The organism is Streptomyces apricus, assembly GCF_008369065.1.
Lineage (GTDB): Bacteria > Actinomycetota > Actinomycetes > Streptomycetales > Streptomycetaceae > Streptomyces > Streptomyces apricus.
In genome coordinates, this window is sequence record NZ_VDFC01000047.1 from 330,530 (window position 1) to 346,193 (window position 15,664).

At 70.1% G+C, this 15,664-nt stretch carries 17 protein-coding genes, 1 tRNA gene and 1 riboswitch; of the genes, 8 read left to right on the forward strand and 10 right to left on the reverse strand.

The genetic code is table 11. The features are described from left to right. The first annotated feature begins 850 nt into the window (after nt 1–850). Nucleotides 851–3,124: a transglycosylase domain-containing protein gene (locus tag FGF04_RS27890; protein ID WP_188114263.1), complete on the forward strand. Its 2,274-nt coding sequence runs from the start codon at nt 851–853 to the stop codon at nt 3,122–3,124. 48 nt (nt 3,125–3,172) lie between these two features. Here FGF04_RS27890 and sugE read toward each other — a convergent pair whose 3' ends face one another. The 3 genes from sugE to FGF04_RS27905 all read right to left on the reverse strand — a co-directional run bounded on the left by sugE (nt 3,173) and on the right by FGF04_RS27905 (nt 4,466). After that, complete coding sequence (gene sugE, locus FGF04_RS27895; protein WP_149514094.1) at nt 3,173–3,493, reverse strand: quaternary ammonium compound efflux SMR transporter SugE; 321 nt, start codon at nt 3,491–3,493, stop codon at nt 3,173–3,175. 28 nt (nt 3,494–3,521) lie between these two features. Then, nucleotides 3,522–3,604, reverse strand: a riboswitch (guanidine-III (ykkC-III) riboswitch). Between the two features lie 81 nt (nt 3,605–3,685). Further along, nucleotides 3,686–4,042, reverse strand: coding sequence for a GroES family chaperonin (locus FGF04_RS27900; RefSeq protein ID WP_149514095.1), 357 nt, complete (start codon nt 4,040–4,042; stop codon nt 3,686–3,688). 85 nt (nt 4,043–4,127) lie between these two features. After that, on the reverse strand, nt 4,128–4,466 hold the full coding sequence (locus FGF04_RS27905) for a DUF3618 domain-containing protein (protein ID WP_149514096.1): 339 nt from the start codon (nt 4,464–4,466) through the stop codon (nt 4,128–4,130). Between the two features lie 158 nt (nt 4,467–4,624). Here FGF04_RS27905 and bcp point away from each other — a divergent pair, with 158 nt between their 5' ends. The 4 genes from bcp (at nt 4,625) to FGF04_RS27925 (ending at nt 6,686) form a co-directional block, all read left to right on the forward strand. Beyond that, a complete protein-coding gene (gene bcp / locus FGF04_RS27910) occupies nt 4,625–5,092 on the forward strand; it encodes a thioredoxin-dependent thiol peroxidase (protein WP_149514097.1) in 468 nt (155 codons plus the stop codon). Between the two features lie 164 nt (nt 5,093–5,256). Then, the gene (locus FGF04_RS27915; RefSeq protein WP_149514098.1) at nt 5,257–5,904 is read left to right on the forward strand and encodes an HNH endonuclease signature motif containing protein; all 648 of its coding nucleotides are present in this window, start codon (nt 5,257–5,259) and stop codon (nt 5,902–5,904) included. Beyond that, nucleotides 5,901–6,635 (forward strand): HNH endonuclease, encoded by a 735-nt coding sequence (locus FGF04_RS27920; protein ID WP_149514099.1) that lies wholly within the window; start codon nt 5,901–5,903, stop codon nt 6,633–6,635. The genes FGF04_RS27915 and FGF04_RS27920 overlap by 4 nt, the downstream gene beginning before the upstream one ends. Continuing rightward, a tRNA-Leu gene (locus tag FGF04_RS27925) sits at nt 6,614–6,686 on the forward strand. Before FGF04_RS27920 ends, FGF04_RS27925 begins: the two co-directional genes overlap by 22 nt. A 91-nt stretch (nt 6,687–6,777) precedes the next feature. Here FGF04_RS27925 and FGF04_RS27930 read toward each other — a convergent pair. After that, entirely contained in the window at nt 6,778–7,404 is a 627-nt protein-coding gene (locus FGF04_RS27930) for an ArsR/SmtB family transcription factor (protein ID WP_149514100.1), read from the reverse strand. 140 nt (nt 7,405–7,544) lie between these two features. Between FGF04_RS27930 and FGF04_RS27935 the strand changes: the two genes are divergently transcribed. Then, nucleotides 7,545–8,273, forward strand: coding sequence for a hypothetical protein (locus FGF04_RS27935; RefSeq protein ID WP_149514408.1), 729 nt, complete (start codon nt 7,545–7,547; stop codon nt 8,271–8,273). Nucleotides 8,274–8,302: 29 nt separating this feature from the next. Here FGF04_RS27935 and rdgB read toward each other — a convergent pair whose 3' ends face one another. The 4 genes from rdgB to FGF04_RS27955 form a co-directional block, all read right to left on the reverse strand. Further along, nucleotides 8,303–8,905 carry an RdgB/HAM1 family non-canonical purine NTP pyrophosphatase gene (gene rdgB / locus FGF04_RS27940; protein ID WP_149514101.1) on the reverse strand — a complete coding sequence of 201 codons (603 nt, stop codon included), beginning with the start codon at nt 8,903–8,905 and terminating at the stop codon, nt 8,303–8,305. A gap of 43 nt (nt 8,906–8,948) precedes the next feature. Beyond that, a complete protein-coding gene (locus FGF04_RS27945; RefSeq protein WP_149514102.1) occupies nt 8,949–9,350 on the reverse strand; it encodes a hypothetical protein in 402 nt (133 codons plus the stop codon). A gap of 169 nt (nt 9,351–9,519) precedes the next feature. Then, nucleotides 9,520–10,257 (reverse strand): ribonuclease PH, encoded by a 738-nt coding sequence (gene rph / locus FGF04_RS27950; protein ID WP_149514103.1) that lies wholly within the window; start codon nt 10,255–10,257, stop codon nt 9,520–9,522. A 79-nt stretch (nt 10,258–10,336) separates the two neighbouring features. Then, nucleotides 10,337–10,570 (reverse strand): glucose PTS transporter subunit EIIB, encoded by a 234-nt coding sequence (locus FGF04_RS27955; RefSeq protein WP_105869475.1) that lies wholly within the window; start codon nt 10,568–10,570, stop codon nt 10,337–10,339. Between the two features lie 227 nt (nt 10,571–10,797). Here FGF04_RS27955 and FGF04_RS27960 point away from each other — a divergent pair, with 227 nt between their 5' ends. Both FGF04_RS27960 and FGF04_RS27965 read left to right on the forward strand, forming a co-directional pair. Then, nucleotides 10,798–12,084: a PTS transporter subunit EIIC gene (locus FGF04_RS27960; RefSeq protein WP_149514104.1), complete on the forward strand. Its 1,287-nt coding sequence runs from the start codon at nt 10,798–10,800 to the stop codon at nt 12,082–12,084. A 203-nt stretch (nt 12,085–12,287) separates the two neighbouring features. After that, a complete protein-coding gene (locus tag FGF04_RS27965; protein ID WP_149514105.1) occupies nt 12,288–13,553 on the forward strand; it encodes a PTS transporter subunit EIIC in 1,266 nt (421 codons plus the stop codon). Between the two features lie 99 nt (nt 13,554–13,652). Here FGF04_RS27965 and FGF04_RS27970 read toward each other — a convergent pair whose 3' ends face one another. Together FGF04_RS27970 and FGF04_RS27975 are read right to left on the reverse strand one after the other, a co-directional pair. Further along, nucleotides 13,653–14,405: an MBL fold metallo-hydrolase gene (locus FGF04_RS27970; RefSeq protein ID WP_149514106.1), complete on the reverse strand. Its 753-nt coding sequence runs from the start codon at nt 14,403–14,405 to the stop codon at nt 13,653–13,655. 284 nt (nt 14,406–14,689) lie between these two features. Next, nucleotides 14,690–15,640, reverse strand: a complete 951-nt coding sequence (locus FGF04_RS27975) for a PLP-dependent cysteine synthase family protein (RefSeq protein ID WP_149514107.1) — start codon at nt 15,638–15,640, stop codon at nt 14,690–14,692. Nucleotides 15,641–15,664 lie beyond the last annotated feature (24 nt).

Here is a 15,664-nt window from a genome sequence, read left to right on the forward strand (position 1 = left end):
CGACGGAGGTTCCGGGACTGGCGGAGGTTCCGGGTCCAGCGCTGGCTCCGGGGCCGATGGCGGCTCCGGGCCCGCCGAGGGCTCCAGGATCGATGGCGGCTCTGGAACCGCCAAGGGCTCCAGGGCCGACGGTGGTTCTGCAACTGCCGGTGGCTCCGGGACCACCAGGGGTTCCGGAGCCGCCGGAGATCCCGCAGCCGCCAGGGATTCCGGGGCTGACGGTGGCCCCCGGGCGGCCAAGGGCTCCGGGCCCGCCGAGAGTTCCGGGCCCGCGGCCAGGCCCGGGTCCGCGGCGAAGCCCGGCCCTGCTGAGGAGTCCGGAGCCGCCGGGGAAGGCCGGGGCACCCGCGAGGCCGCGGGCGCCCGGGGCGCTCAGGATGCAGGGAAGCCTGGCATCGGCATCGGCACCGGCACCGGAACCGGCGCTGGCGCCGGCAAGAAGGCTCAAGCCTCGTCAGGAACGCCGGGCGCTCCCGGCAGGGCGAACGCCACGGGCGCGCCTGCGGCCGCGGCCGCAGGCGCGGGCGCAGGCACGCCGGGCGGCCCCGCCGCCGCAGCCACGCCAGGATCGCCGAGCGCCGCGAGGGCGGCGCGGGCAGCCAGAGCCGCAAGGGCGGCGAACGGCCCCACCGCTGCCCCCGGCACCCCGGGCACGCACGCGGGCGCAGGCACAAGCGCGGGCGCGGCGTTCGCGTCCCGTGACGCCGCCGCGCCCGGCGAGGCCCCGGACACCACCGGCACCGGCCCCGGCACCGACATCGGCACGGTCACAGACACCGGCACCGGCGCCGGAAAGAAGCGCAAGCGTCCCAAGCGCACCGGCTGGAGGCGTCTCCTCCCGACCTGGCGGATGGTGCTCGGCACCTTCGTCGTCGGGATACTCCTGCTCGTAGGCCTGTTCGCGCTCGGCTACTACCTGGTGAAGATCCCGCCCGCGAACGCGACCGCGGTCAAGCAGAGCAACGTCTACCTGTACGCGGACGGCAGCCAGCTCGCCCGCGACGGCGAGGTCAACCGCGAGAACGTGGACCTGTCGCTGATCTCCAAGAAGGCCCAGCACGCCGTGCTCGCCGCCGAGGACCGCGACTTCTACACCGAGTCCGCGGTCGACCCCAAGGCGATGATCCGCGCCGGCTGGAACACCGCCACCGGCAAGGGCAAGCAGTCCGGCTCGACGATCACCCAGCAGTACGTGAAGAACTACTACCTGGCGCAGGAGCAGACGGTCACGCGCAAGGTGAAGGAGTTCTTCATCTCGATCAAGCTGGACCGCGAGAAGAGCAAGGACGACATCCTTGAGGGCTACCTGAACACCAGCTACTTCGGCCGCAACGCGTACGGCATCCAGGCGGCCGCCCAGGCCTACTACGGCGTCGACGCCAAGGACCTGACGGCGGGCCAGGGCGCCTACCTGGCGGCGCTCCTCAACGCGCCCAGCGAGTACGACGTGATCGCCCACCCCGAGAACAAGCCCGCGGCGCTGTCCCGCTGGAACTACGTCCTCGACGGCATGGTCAAGAAGGACTGGATCACCAACTCCGAGCGCTCCGGCATCGAGTTCCCCTCGCCCAAGGAGACGGTCATCGCGGCCGGCATGTCGGGCCAGCGCGGCTACATCGTCAAGGCCGTCAACGACTACCTCGCCGACCACGACATCCTCACCGAGGACGCCCTGAACGCGGGCGGCTACCGCATCACGACCACCCTGCAGAAGCCGAAGCAGGACGCCTTCGTGAAGGCCGTCGACGACCAGGTGATGGACGAGCTCGACAAGAAGAACCGCAAGGTCGACACCTACGTCCGCGCGGGCGGCGCCTCCATCGACCCGAAGACCGGCAAGGTCGTCGCGATGTACGGCGGCATCGACTACACGAAGCAGTACTACAACAACGCCACGCGCCGGGACTACCAGGTCGGCTCCATCTTCAAGCCGTTCGTGCTCACCGCGGCGGTGCAGAACGACTCGGTCACCCAGGACGGCCGCCCGATCACCCCGAACACCGTCTACGACGGCACCAACCAGCGCCCCGTGCAGGGCTGGGACGGCGGCCGGTACGCCCCGGAGAACGAGGACCAGGTCTCCTACGGCCAGATCCCGGTCCGCACCGCCACCGACAAGTCCGTGAACTCGGTGTACGCGCAGATGGCGGTGGACGTCGGCTCCGCGAAGGTCGAGAAGACGGCCGTCGCCCTCGGCGTCCCGGCCGACACCCCCGACCTGAACCCGTCCCCGTCCATCGCGCTGGGCACGGCCACCGCCAGCGTCCTCGACATGACGGAGGCGTACGCGACGCTCGCCAACCACGGCAAGCACGGCACGTACACGATGATCGAGAAGATCACCAAGGACGGCTCGCGGGACGTGGAGCTGCCCGCGGCGAAGACGAAGCAGGCCGTCAGCCGGGAGGCCGCCGACACGACGACCTCCGTCCTGCAGAGCGTCGTCGAGGGCGGCACCGGAACGGCCGCGCAGGCCGCCGGGCGCCCCGTGGCGGGCAAGACCGGTACCGCGGAGGAGGACAAGGCGGCCTGGTTCGCCGGTTACACCCCGAACCTCGCCACCGTCGTCGCCGTGATGGGCCAGGACCCCGACACGGGCGAGCACAAGTCGCTGTACGGGGCGCTCGGGCAGGCGCGTATCAACGGCGGCGGCTACCCGGCGCAGATCTGGGCCCAGTACACGAAGGCCGCGCTGAAGGGCGTGAAGGTCCAGGACTTCGACCTGGACCTCCAGGAGGGCGCCGGGGAGCAGGAGCTGCCGCCGCCGGACTCCGACGAGGACGCGACGACCGGCACCGACGGGGGCACCACCGGCGACGGCGGCACGACCACCGGCGGCGAGGAGACCCCGGCCACCGAGGGCCAGGACAACGGCGGCACCACGGGCGGCGACACCGGCGGGGGCACCACCGGGGACGGCGGCCCGACGACCGGCGGCGGCACCCCCACCGGCGGCGGTGACACCGGCGGGGGCACCACGGGCGACGGCGGGCCGACCACCGGCGGCGGTACCACCGGGGGCGACCCGGGCGGCACCACCGGGGACGGCGGCACGACGACGGACGGCGGCACGACCGGGGACGGCGGCACCGGCTCGAACGGAACGACGTTCGGCCTCCCGTAGGACCCCGTACCTGTCCGCTGCCGGTGGCCGGTGCCCAGTGCCTGGTGGCTAATGACCGGAGGTCGCCTTCAGCCCGATGACGGCCACCAGCAGCAGACAGACGAAGAAGATCCGGGCGGCGGTCGCCGGCTCACCGAGCACCGCCATGCCGTAGACCGCCGCCCCGGCCGCGCCGATGCCCACCCAGACCCCGTACGCGGTGCCGATGGGCAGCGACTTCGCCGCGTACGAGAGCAGCAGCATGCTGGCGACGATGCCGGCCCCGGTGAAGAGGCTGGGCACGAGCCGCGTGAACCCCTCGGTGTACTTCATGCCGACCGACCAGCCGACTTCGAGCAGACCGGCGACGACGAGCAGGACCCAGGCCATCAGGCACCTCCGTGAAGGAATCAACAGGGGTGCGTCGTCTTTGCCTGTCGTCCTCGGAGGACTGTCCCGGTACGGCGCGTCTCGTCGGGTCGCTTCCCACGGTAGCAAGCGGCAGCGGCCGGGCAGCGAAAAGGGACCGGTGACAAAGGCCACCGGCCCCTTCGGCAGGTTCCGGAAAGGAAGCTGGACGAGCTAGAGATAGAGCCCCGTGGAGTCCTCGGACCCCTCGAACCGGTCCGCGGCGACGGCGTGCAGGTCCCGCTCGCGCATCAGCACGTACGCGGTGCCGCGCACCTCCACCTCGGCACGGTCCTCCGGGTCGTACAGCACCCGGTCGCCCGGCTCCACCGTCCGCACGTTCTGCCCCACCGCGACGACGTCGGCCCACGCGAGCCGGCGGCCCACCGCGGCGGTCGCGGGGATCAGGATGCCGCCACCGGAACGGCGTTCACCCTCGGTGGCGTCCTGCCGCACGAGCACACGGTCGTGCAGCATCCGGATGGGCAGCTTGTCGTCATGGCTGCTGTGCTCATTGCTCTTGGCGCTCACGATCCGAACCTACCTGCCTCCGGGCCACTCGTACGCAGGTGGGGTACGCGTGGGACGCATGGGTACGAGTGGGCCCGGGTCGGTCTCAGCGCCCGCGGCGCCTGGTGCCGAAGGTGAGCAGTCCGACGACGCCGACCACCACGAGCGCCACGGGCACGATGCGCTCCAGCCGCGGCTGCCCGTCCTCCGTGACGAACTGGGCCTTCACATCGTCGACGACGCGGTTCACGCCGACGTAGGCACGTCCGAGGGTGTGGTCGACGCTCGACGCCACCTTGGCCTTGGCGTCCCCGACGATGGTCTTCGGGTGCACCCGCACACCGATCTCGTCGAGCGTCTCGGCGAGGGTTTCGCGACGGCGTTTGATGTCCGCCTCGATCTGCGCCGGAGTCCTGGTGTCCGGCGTGCTCGACGTGTCAGACACGCGCTGCCTCCGTGGTCGTGGTCGTTGCTTTTCCTTGGCCTGTTCCTGTCGGCCGTGTCTCCGGTCGACAGTCTGTCAGCTTCACCCGCCGGTCACCGCTCGGCACCCCCATTAGGCTCGCTTCCGTATCCACCACCCCGCAAGGAGACCGAACCCGGATGAGCGAGCGACTCCAGCCCGGCGACACCGCCCCCGCCTTCACCCTGCCCGACGCCGACGGCAACGAGGTGTCCCTTGCCGACCACAAGGGCCGCAAGGTCATCGTCTACTTCTACCCCGCGGCCCTGACTCCAGGCTGCACCAAGCAGGCCTGCGACTTCACCGACAACCTGGACCTGCTGACGGGCGCCGGTTACGACGTCATCGGAGTCTCCCCCGACGAGCCGGCGAAACTCGCCAAGTTCCGCGAGAAGGAGAACCTGAAGGTCACGCTGGTCGGCGACCCGGACAAGAAGGTCCTGGACGCGTACGGCGCCTTCGGCGAGAAGAAGAACTACGGCAAGACGTACATGGGCGTGATCCGCTCGACGATCGTGGTGGACGAGGAGGGCAAGGTCGAACGGGCCTTGTACAACGTCCGCGCGACGGGCCACGTAGCAAAGATCATCAAGGACCTGGGCGTCTGACCCCGACCTCTCCTGCTCTTCAGTTCCTTCAGTTCCTTCGGTTCCGGCTCCGGCCCGCCCCGCGAAAACGGTGCGGGCCGTTCCGCATTCCGGACGCACCCATCCGACAACCGGTTCGTTACTCCGTACGAGGCAGCGAACACGCGGCCGGAACGGAGGGGGCCATGCCGGTGAGCCCGTACACCAGGGAACGGCTGCAAGAGGCGGCGAGTTCGTCACGGACGCTGTCGGAGGCGCTGGGGAAGCTGGGGGTGGATCCGAAAAGTCCGACGCGGCGGTATGTGCACACGCGGATGAGGAGATGGGGTGTGGACACCGCCCACTTCGAACGTGAAGGGGTGCGGTGGACCAGGGAGGTCCTCGAAGTCGCGGTCTCCGCCTCGACGAACATGTGCGAAGTACTGCGCCGTCTCGGGCTCGACGTCGTCGGCGGACATCACACCCACATCAGCCGCAGGGTCAAGGCGCTGGGCATCGACACCTCACACTTCGTCCCGGAGGTCCGCACGGGCAGGCGACGGCGTACCGCCGAGGATCTGCTCGTCGAGCAGGATCCGGCCCACCCTCGTCGCGAGCAGAGCGCTCGGCTGAAGCGGGCCATGCTGGGTCAAGGCATGAAGGAGGCCTGTGCCATGTGCGGGATCGAGGCGGTCTGGCTCGGGGAACCTCTGCCACTCGAAGTCGACCACATCGACGGCAACTGGCGTGACAACTGGATCGAGAACCTTCGCCTGCTGTGCCCCAACTGCCATTCCACCACCGACACCTACCGAGGCCGCGGGAAGAAACGGCAGCGGAGCCCCCATTCATGAGCCGTGGCACCCGGTACACCCACGAGCAGTTGGTTCGTGCCGCCGGAGAATGTTCGAGCATCGACGAGGTCATGGACTTTTTCGGCACTCGGCCGTACGCCAATCTCCGGCGTCACCTGTACAAGCGTTTCGCGTACTTCGGCATCGACATCTCACACTTCTCCAGCAGGGGCCGCCCCGGCCCCAGGGCCTTGCCGAGCGAAGAGGAGCTGCGGCGCGCCATCGCCGAATCGACTTCGACAGCCGGCACCCTTCGTCTGCTGCAGCGCCCGGACAACACACGCCTGCGCGCGCTGTTCCCGGAATTGACCGCGAAGTACGGAATTGATACCTCCCATTTCCTGGGCCAGGGTCATCGGCGCGGAGAGCCCGGACCGACGCCTTTGAAGAAGCCGAAGGACCTGTTGATCAAACACAACGGCGAACGGCGGACGAAGACAGCTCGGTTGCGTCGGGCTCTGCACGAGATCGGTGTGCCCGATCGGTGCGCTCGCTGCGGCACCGCGCCGGAATGGCGCGGCAGGCCGATGGTGCTGGAGGTCGATCACATCAACGGGGACTGGAGCGACAACCGTCCCGAAAACCTGCGGTTGCTGTGCCCCAATTGCCACGCGATCACCAGTACCTGGTGCCGAGGGGGCCGACGACACACAGATCGGCCTCCCCTCCCCAGCAGCGGGCCCCTGCCAGTAGAGTGGACACGGTCCCTGCGCCTGTACGCCAACGGCTGAGCGGCGATCTTTAGGTGGTCGTGTTTGTCGGTTCGAATCCGATCGGGCGCACCGCGGAAGAAGGCTCAGTTCACCTCCCGTGAACTGAGCCTTCGTCGCACCGAGACCTCGGATCAGCCCCAGCAGGCGCGCCCCGGTGACCTCACTCGACCGGCAGCGCGAACCATCGGAGCAGGATCGGCTTTGCGTCGGGTGGGGCGTCCTCCGGGCCGCGGGCGAAGCGGGCCAGGAGGTCCAGGTAGGCGTCGTGGAACGCGGTCACCTCTTCCTTCGTGAGGTGGCTGAGGCTGCGTGAACCGCGCATCCAGCCCTCCGACTCCGCCTGCTGCTCCGCGAACCGCCTGGCCAGCTCGATGTCCTCGTCGAGCCGCATCCGGTCCAGCGCTCCAGCGACCGTCCGCTCCCCCTCGGTCATCTCCTCCTGCGCCGGTCTGCGTACGTCCAGTCCGCGCACCGCCCGCCACCAGCGCTCACGGCTGTTGGGCCGTTCCGGTACGTCCTCGATGAAGCCCCCGCTCTCCAGGCGGCGCAGGTGGTAGCTGAGGGTGCCGGTGTTCTCCCCGAGCGCGGCGGCGAGGGTGGTGGAGGTCGCCGGGCCGGAGACGCCGAGGTGGCGGAGGATCTTCAGCCGCAGCGGGTGGGCGAGGGCCTTGAGAGCCGCCGGGTCGCCGACCGTGCGCCGCTGCCCGCCGCGCGGAGCGGCCTGGTCCGGTCGGTCGGGCTGGTCGGGCTGGTCGGGCTCAGATTCCGGCTCGCCTGCGTCGCTCATACGGAGACCCTACCGGCCCGCACAGCCGAAACTCTGCAGATTTTTCTCTGCAGATCTTTCCATGCAGAGAAATGTCTGCGATCGTTGAGGCAGGCGGGAGCCTCCCGCTCAACCCGGTCGTCGATCACCAGGGGGTCTTCATGTCACATGCCGGTCGTCCCGCTCGACGCCTCGCCATGGCGCTGTCCGTCGCCCTCCTCGCCGCAGGCCTGGGCGCGGCGGCAACCGGTTCCGCGCAGGCAGGAGCAGGCTCCCGTGCCGGTGGTGCGCAGAACCGCGGCTTCCAGGACTGTCCCGCCCTCTCCGAGCTGCCCGAGGACGCCGATCCAGCGAACTGGCGGTGCGAGGCGATGACCGCCGTCGGGCATCTGCGCCTCGGCCGGGCCGAGGTACCCGTCGACGAGCCGCTGGCGATCACCTTCGCGGAGGGCACGGACGACGGCGAGTTCCGTCAGGTGTTCGGCGCGATGGCCGCCCCTCCCCTGCGGGTTCCGGGGACACCGCTGTCGGTCACGCCCCGGTACGGCGGGTACTCCGACTTCCGGTCCGACAACGAGCGGCGCGGCGAGCTGGACCTGACGTTCGGGCTGAGCGGGCCCGGGCTGCCGCCCGGTTGTTCCATAGGCAGCGCCGCGGACCCGGTCCACCTGGTGCTGCTGGAGACGGATCCGCCGGAGGTCGTCACACCGGATCCGCTCGTCGTCACCTTCGGGGTCGAGGACAACCGCTTCGCGGCTCCGCGCACTTCGGGCTGCGGGCCGCTGGGACCCGTGCTCGACAGGGTGCTGCGGCTCCCGTCACCGGCGGGCGCGAACCGAATAGGCCTGGACGCCCGGGTGACGATGCGCCCGTACGGGGAGGTGCGGTAACGCTCACGACTCCCCGAGAGGGCCTGGGTTCAGCCCAGCAACTCCTTCACCACCGGTACCAGTTCGCGGAACGCCTTGCCGCGGTGGCTGATCGCGTTCTTCTCGTCGGGGGTGAGTTCGGCGCAGGTGCGGGTCTCGCCGTCGGGCTGGAGGATCGGGTCGTAGCCGAAGCCGTGGGAGCCGGCGGGCTCGTGGCGCAGGGTGCCCCGCAGCCGGCCCTCCACGACGCGCTCGGTGCCGTCGGGCAGGGCGAGGGCGGCGGCGCAGGCGAAGTGGGCGGCCCGGTGCCCGTCGGCGATGTCGCCGAGCTGGGCGAGGAGGAGGGCGAGGTTGGCCCGGTCGTCGCCGTGGGTGCCGGACCAGCGGGCGGAGAAGATGCCGGGGGCGCCGCCGAGGACGTCGACGCAGAGGCCGGAGTCGTCGGCGACGGCCGGGAGGCCGGTGGCCCGGGCGAGGGCGTGGGCCTTGAGCAGGGCGTTCTCGGCGAAGGTGACGCCGGTTTCCTTGACGTCGGGGATCTCCGGGTAGGCGTCCGCGCCGACGAGGTCGTGCTGCAGACCTGCATCGGCGAGGATCGCCCTCAGCTCGGTGATCTTTCCGGGGTTGCGCGTGGCGAGGATCAGGCGGCTCATGCCGCTCACCCTAGCCAGCCGGGGCGGGCGGTGCCGCCGCCGGTCAGGGCGTGCAGACCTTGGTGAGTTCGCCGGCCGCGTCGGTGACGGGGCTGATGTCGGGCGTCGCGTCGCCGTCGTTGATGGAGTCGCGGACGTTGGTGACGGCCGCCTGGAGGTCGTCCACGGCCTTGCCGACGTCGGCGTTGTCGGTCTTGTCGCCGATGCTGTCGAGGTTCTTGTCGATCGAGTCGAGTGCGTCGTCCGCCTTGGTCGGGTCGTCGCCGGCGTTCTCGACGGCCTGCTGGAGGTCGGTGACGCTGTCGGCGATCGTGTCGGCGGTCTGGACGCAGTCCAGGGCCTTGTCGACGGCGTCGCAGCCGGTGGTCAGTCCGGCGGTCAGTGCGACGGCGGCCACGGCCGCGGCGACGGCGGTGAGACGGCGGGGTCGGCGGCTCGCGGCCATGGAACGGTCCTCCCGTTGGGTCAGGCCCCGAGGGCCCGTTGCGTAGGCCTCAGGGCCCCGTGTGGTGGTGACCGGGCGGCGCGGCCGGTGTGCCGTGCGCCCTCACCTGTAGGGACGCGACGGCCGGTGCCGTGGTTGCCCGCGACATCCGGCCGTCTTGGTACGTCCTTTACCTTTCGAGGACCGTATCAAGTGCCGCGCGCTGGGCGGTGGCGAGTTCGGCGCAGCCGAGGACGGCGAGGTCGAGGAGGGAGTTGAGCTCGTCGCGGGCGAAGGGCTCGGCCTCGGCGGTGCCCTGGACCTCGACGAAGCGGCCGTCGCCGGTGCAGACGACGTTCATGTCGGTGTCGGCGCGGACGTCCTCCTCGTAGCAGAGGTCGAGGAGGGGGACGCCGCCGACGATGCCGACGGAGACGGCGCCGACGGTTCCGGTGAGGGGCTGCCGGTTGGCCTTGACGATCTTCTTGCCCTGGGCCCAGGTGACGGCGTCGGCGAGGGCGACGTACGCGCCGGTGATGGCGGCGGTGCGGGTGCCTCCGTCGGCCTGGAGGACGTCGCAGTCCAGGACGATGGTGTTCTCGCCGAGGGCCTTGTAGTCGATGACGGCGCGCAGGGAGCGGCCGATGAGCCGGCTGATCTCGTGGGTGCGGCCGCCGATCTTGCCGCGGACGGATTCGCGGTCGCCGCGGGTGTTGGTGGCGCGCGGGAGCATGGAGTACTCGGCGGTCACCCAGCCCTCGCCGCTGCCCTTGCGCCAGCGCGGGACGCCTTCGGTGACGGAGGCGGTGCAGAGGACCTTCGTGTCACCGAAGGAGACGAGGACGGAGCCCTCGGCGTGCTTGCTCCAGCCGCGTTCGATGGTGACCGGGCGGAGTTGTTCGGGCGTGCGGCCGTCGATGCGAGACATGGCGAGGAGCCTAGTCGTTCACGGCCGAGGGGCCGCCCCGGTCGTCGGAAGCGGCCCCTCGGGGGTGAGGCTGCGGTGCCTACATCATGTCTTCGATGTCGGCGGCGATCGGGTCCGCGTCGGTGCCGATGACGACCTGGATGGCCGTGCCCATCTTCACGACGCCGTGGGCGCCGGCGGCCTTCAGGGCGGCTTCGTCGACCTTGCTCGGGTCGAGGACCTCGGTGCGCAGCCGGGTGATGCAGCCCTCGACCTCTTCGATGTTCTCGATGCCGCCGAGCCCGGCGACGATCTTCTCAGCCTTGGTGGCCATGTCCTACTCCCTGATCCGAACCGCTTTGTCGCAGCGCTTTGTCGCAGTAACCCACAGTTGGCCCATCTTCGCGAGCGGTTGCGTCCCCCCTGCCCAAGGATGGCGATCACGGCGGTGCCATCCGTCCGCAAACCGTTCGCCGACTGGTCTACACCAGTTTTCGACGGCCGCCAAACCCGCCCGGTTCCCGGGCGCGGGGGCGCCGCAGGGACGCAGGAGGAGAGCCCATGAGTACCGACAGTGCGGCCGCGCCCGTGCGCTCCCGTTGGAGCGACCTGTTCCAGGGCCTGCAGAAGATGGGCCGCAGCCTCCAGCTGCCCATCGCGGTGCTGCCGGCGGCGGGCATCCTCAACCGGCTGGGGCAGCCGGACGTGTTCGGGGCGGACGGACTGGGCTGGACGAACGTCTCGAAGGTGATGGCGGGGGCGGGCAGCGCGCTGCTCGACGGTTCGCTCGGCCTGCCGCTGCTGTTCTGCGTCGGTGTGGCCATCGGGATGGCGAAGAAGGCGGACGGTTCGACGGCGCTGGCCGCGGTGGCGGGTTTCCTCGTCTACTACAACGTGCTGCGGCAGTTCCCGCAGGACTGCGCGGACGGGGCCAAGGCGGTGGCGACGGGCTGCCAGGCGCAGGACGGGACGGTTGCGGCCTTCACGTACCAGAATCCGGGTGTCTTCGGCGGCATCGTGATCGGTCTGCTGGCGGCGTGGCTCTGGCAGCGGTACCACCGCACGAGGCTCGTGGACTGGCTGGGCTTCTTCAACGGGCGCCGGCTGGTGCCGATCATCATGGCGTTCGTGGCGATCGCGTTCGCGGCGCTGTGCCTGTGGGTGTGGCCGCCGATCGGCCGGGGCCTGGAGGACTTCAGCGACTGGCTGGTGAGCCTGGGCGCGTGGGGCGCCGGGGTGTTCGGCATCGCCAACCGGGCGCTGCTGGTGATCGGGCTGCACCAGTTCCTGAACGTGCCCATCTGGTTCCAGTTCGGCAGCTTCACCAAGCCGGACGGGTCGGTCGTGCACGGTGACATCAACATGTTCCTGGCCGGCGATCCGGATGCCGGGCAGTTCACGTCCGGATTCTTCCCCATCATGATGTTCGCGCTGCCGGCGGCGTGCCTGGCGATGACGCACTGCGCGAAGCCGCACCGCCGCAAGGAGATCGGGGGGCTGATGCTGTCGATCGCGCTGACGTCGTTCGTCACGGGCATCACGGAGCCGATCGAGTACTCGTTCGTGTTCATCGCGCCGGCGCTGTACGCGGTGCACGCGGTGCTGACCGGCGTCTCGATGGCGGTGACGTGGGGTCTGGGCGTGCACGACGGCTTCAGCTTCTCGGCCGGTCTGATCGACTACGTCATCAACTGGAACCTCGCCACGAGACCCTGGGCGATCATCCCGATCGGCCTGTGCTTCGCGGTGGTCTACTACGCGGTGTTCCGCTTCGCGATCACGAAGTTCGACCTGCGCACCCCGGGCCGCGAACCGGAGGACGAGGTGGAGGACGTCACCAAGGCGTAGCGCCGTAACCGAGGCCACAAAATTCGCGGGTTCCTTATCTCACCTTCACCGTGCTACAACAGGTCTACACCACTCAGTGGTGTAGACCACGCGGTCGTTGGCCGCGTTCCCCCGAAGACGCCGCCGTCTCCCTCTTGCCTGTCCCCAGGCGGCGCTTCGCCCTCCCCCGGCCGCCTCCGGCCGGGGACACCCAGGAGGAAGTTGTGTCCACGGCCAGCGCCGCCCCCGAGGCTGCGAAGAAAAAGGGCCCCGGCGCGATGGCTGTCTTGCAGCGCATCGGCCGCAGCCTCATGCTCCCCGTCGCCGTCCTGCCCGCGGCCGCACTCCTGGTGCGCCTCGGCAACACCGACATGCTGGGCCGCGAGTCGTTCCCGGCCTTCATAACCAAGATCGCCGGCTTCATGGCGGCGGGCGGCAACGCGATCCTCGACAACATGGCGCTGCTGTTCGCGGTGGGCATCGCGATCGGCTTCGCGAAGAAGTCGGACGGCTCCACGGCCCTCGCGGCGGTCACGGGCTACCTGGTCTTCAAGAACGTGCTGGCCACGTTCACCGACAAGAACCTGCCGCAGGTCGCCAAGGCCGTCGACGGCAAGGTCGTCATGGTCGACGCGCCGGTGGACGCCAAGGTCCTCGGCGGTGTGGTCATGGGCATCGTGGTGGCCCTGCTCTACCAGCGCTTCCACCGCACCAAGCTGCCCGACTGGGCGGGCTTCTTCAGCGGCCGCCGTCTGGTCCCGATCCTGTCCGCCTTCGCGGGCCTGGTCCTCGGCATCGTCTTCGGCTACATCTGGCCGGTCCTCGGCACGGGTCTGCACAACTTCGGTGAGTGGCTGGTCGGTTCGGGTGCCGTCGGCGCCGGCATCTTCGGTGTCGCCAACCGCGCGCTGATCCCGATCGGCATGCACCACCTGCTGAACTCCTTCCCCTGGTTCCAGGCCGGTGAGTACGAGGGCAAGAGCGGCGACATCTCGCGCTTCCTGGCCGGCGACCCGACCGCCGGGCAGTTCATGACCGGCTTCTTCCCGATCATGATGTTCGCGCTGCCCGCCGCCTGTCTCGCGATCGTCCACTGCGCCCGCCCGGAGCGCCGCAAGGTCGTCGGCGGCATGATGTTCTCCCTGGCGCTGACCTCGTTCGTCACGGGCGTGACCGAGCCCATCGAGTTCACCTTCATGTTCATCGCGCCGGTCCTGTACGGGATCCACGCGGTCCTCACCGGTGTCTCCATGGCGCTGACCTGGGCGCTCGGCATGAAGGACGGTTTCGGCTTCTCGGCCGGCGCGGTCGACTTCGGCCTCAACCTGGGCATCGCGACCAACCCGTGGGGCCTCGTCCTGGTGGGTCTGTGCTTCGCGGTGGTCTACTACGTGGTCTTCCGCTTCGCGATCACCAAGTTCAACCTGCCCACCCCGGGCCGTGAGTCGGACGAGGAGCTCGCCGAGCTGCAGAAGGCCGAGGCCAAGTAGCCCCGGCCCCTCCCGACCGTTCGGAATTCCCCGGACCGCCTGCCCGGCGGCCGGGGAATTCCGCGTTCCGGGGCGAAGTCGCCTGCCGCGCCCGCGAACTCAGATCTCGTACGTCGTACGCGGCGTCGCCAGTTCCACCGGGCCGGTGAACGCCTCGCGGGCGTGTGCCAGGTTGGCCTGTGGGTCCGTCCACGGGGGGATGTGGGTGAGGACCAGGCGGCGGGCGCCGGCGCGGGCCGCGGTCTCGCCGGCCTCGCGGCCGTTGAGGTGGAGGTCCGGGATGTCCTCCTTGCCGTGCGTGAACGCGGCCTCGCAGAGGAACAGGTCCGTGTCGCGGGCCAGTTCGTCGAGCGTGCCGCACACGCCCGTGTCCCCGGAGTACGTCAGCGACCGCCCGCCGTGCTCCACACGGATGCCGTACGCCTCCACGGGATGGCTGACCTTCTCCGTGTGCACCGAGAAGGGCCCGATCTCGAACGAGGCCGGCTTGACCGTGTGGAAGTCGAAGACCTCGCTCATCGAGGAGGCGGAGGGGGTGTCCGCGTACGCGGTGGTCAGGCGCTGCTCCGTGCCCTCGGGTCCGTAGACGGGGATCGGGTCGCAGCGGCCGCCGTCGTGGCGGTAGTAGCGCGCGACGAAGTACGCGCACATGTCGATGCAGTGGTCGGCGTGCAGATGGCTGAGGAAGATCGCATCGAGGTCGTAGAGACCGCAGTGGCGCTGCAGCTCGCCCAGGGCGCCATTGCCCATGTCGAGGAGCAGCCGGAAGCCGTCGGCCTCGACGAGGTAGCTCGAACAGGCCGATTCCGCGGACGGGAACGACCCCGAGCAGCCGACGACGGTGAGCTTCATAGAGCAGAAACCTCCGCTGGCGGGGAGTGAGACGGGGGTCGTGACGGGAACGTGACGGGGGTCGTACGGTCCGTCGAGCGTAAGGCGCGAAAGCGCGGGTCGCTCCTCCGTCGAGGGCTGTTGTGGGGGAACTCACCTGCGGTGTCACCGGTTCGGGGGCCTGCGGGCCCCGCGGGCACGGGCGTTCCCCGCGCCCCTAGGTGCCTAGGGGCGCGGGGAACTGCGCAGGAGCGCGCAGCGCGACAGGGGGGTCTGGGGGCGCAGCCCCCAGGGGGCAGGGCCGGCTACGCCCAGAGCTGGCCCTGCAGTGTTTCGATCGCTTCTTCCGTCGTCCGTGCCGTGTACACACCCGTCGACAGGTACTTCCAGCCCCCGTCGGCCACGACGAAGACGATGTCGGCGGGCTCGCCCGCGGACACGGCCTTGCGGCCGACGCCGATCGCCGCGTGCAGCGCGGCGCCGGTGGAGACCCCGGCGAAGATCCCCTCCTGCTGGAGCAGCTCCCGCGTGCGTGTCACGGCGTCGGCCGAGCCGACCGAGAAGCGGGTGGTCAGCACGGAGGCGTCGTAGAGCTCGGGGACGAAGCCCTCGTCCAGGTTGCGCAGGCCGTAGACGAGGTCGTCGTAGCGCGGCTCGGCCGCGACGATCCGCACGTCCGGCTTGTGCTCGCGCAGGAACCGGCCCACGCCCATCAGCGTCCCCGTGGTGCCGAGACCGGCGACGAAGTGGGTGATGGAGGGCAGGTCGGCCAGGATCTCCGGACCGGTGGTGGCGTAGTGCGCGCCCGCGTTGTCGGGGTTGCCGTACTGGTAGAGCATCACCCAGTCGGGGTGCTCGGCGGAGAGCTCCTTCGCCACGCGGACCGCCGTGTTCGAGCCGCCCGCCGCCGGGGAGGGGATGATCTCGGCGCCCCACATGCCGAGCAGGTCACGCCGCTCCTGCGAGGTGTTCTCGGGCATGACGCACACCATGCGGTAGCCCTTGAGCTTCGCGGCCATGGCGAGCGAGATGCCGGTGTTGCCGGACGTCGGTTCGAGGATCGTGCAGCCGGGGGTGAGACGGCCGTCCTTCTCGGCCTGTTCGATCATGTGGAGCGCGGGGCGGTCCTTGACCGAGCCGGTCGGGTTGCGGTCCTCCAGCTTCGCCCAGATGCGGACGTCGGCGGACGGCGAGAGCCGCGGCAGGCGCACCAGGGGGGTGTTGCCCACCGCGGCCAGCGGGGAGTCGTAGCGCATCGGCGATCAGAGCCCGGCAGCCCG

Bases quoted from the DNA above. Each gene is read 5' to 3' on its own strand.
- FGF04_RS27890 (WP_188114263.1), top strand. From the start codon at position 851: ATGGTGCTCGGCACCTTCGTCGTCGGGATACTCCTGCTCGTAGGCCTG.
- sugE (WP_149514094.1), bottom strand. From the start codon at position 3,493: ATGGCCTGGGTCCTGCTCGTCGTCGCCGGTCTGCTCGAAGTCGGCTGG.
- bcp (WP_149514097.1), top strand. From the start codon at position 4,625: ATGAGCGAGCGACTCCAGCCCGGCGACACCGCCCCCGCCTTCACCCTG.
- FGF04_RS27915 (WP_149514098.1), top strand. From the start codon at position 5,257: ATGCCGGTGAGCCCGTACACCAGGGAACGGCTGCAAGAGGCGGCGAGT.
- FGF04_RS27920 (WP_149514099.1), top strand. From the start codon at position 5,901: ATGAGCCGTGGCACCCGGTACACCCACGAGCAGTTGGTTCGTGCCGCC.
- FGF04_RS27930 (WP_149514100.1), bottom strand. From the start codon at position 7,404: ATGAGCGACGCAGGCGAGCCGGAATCTGAGCCCGACCAGCCCGACCAG.
- FGF04_RS27935 (WP_149514408.1), top strand. From the start codon at position 7,545: ATGTCACATGCCGGTCGTCCCGCTCGACGCCTCGCCATGGCGCTGTCC.
- rdgB (WP_149514101.1), bottom strand. From the start codon at position 8,905: ATGAGCCGCCTGATCCTCGCCACGCGCAACCCCGGAAAGATCACCGAG.
- FGF04_RS27945 (WP_149514102.1), bottom strand. From the start codon at position 9,350: ATGGCCGCGAGCCGCCGACCCCGCCGTCTCACCGCCGTCGCCGCGGCC.
- rph (WP_149514103.1), bottom strand. From the start codon at position 10,257: ATGTCTCGCATCGACGGCCGCACGCCCGAACAACTCCGCCCGGTCACC.
- FGF04_RS27955 (WP_105869475.1), bottom strand. From the start codon at position 10,570: ATGGCCACCAAGGCTGAGAAGATCGTCGCCGGGCTCGGCGGCATCGAG.
- FGF04_RS27960 (WP_149514104.1), top strand. From the start codon at position 10,798: ATGAGTACCGACAGTGCGGCCGCGCCCGTGCGCTCCCGTTGGAGCGAC.
- FGF04_RS27970 (WP_149514106.1), bottom strand. From the start codon at position 14,405: ATGAAGCTCACCGTCGTCGGCTGCTCGGGGTCGTTCCCGTCCGCGGAA.
- FGF04_RS27975 (WP_149514107.1), bottom strand. From the start codon at position 15,640: ATGCGCTACGACTCCCCGCTGGCCGCGGTGGGCAACACCCCCCTGGTG.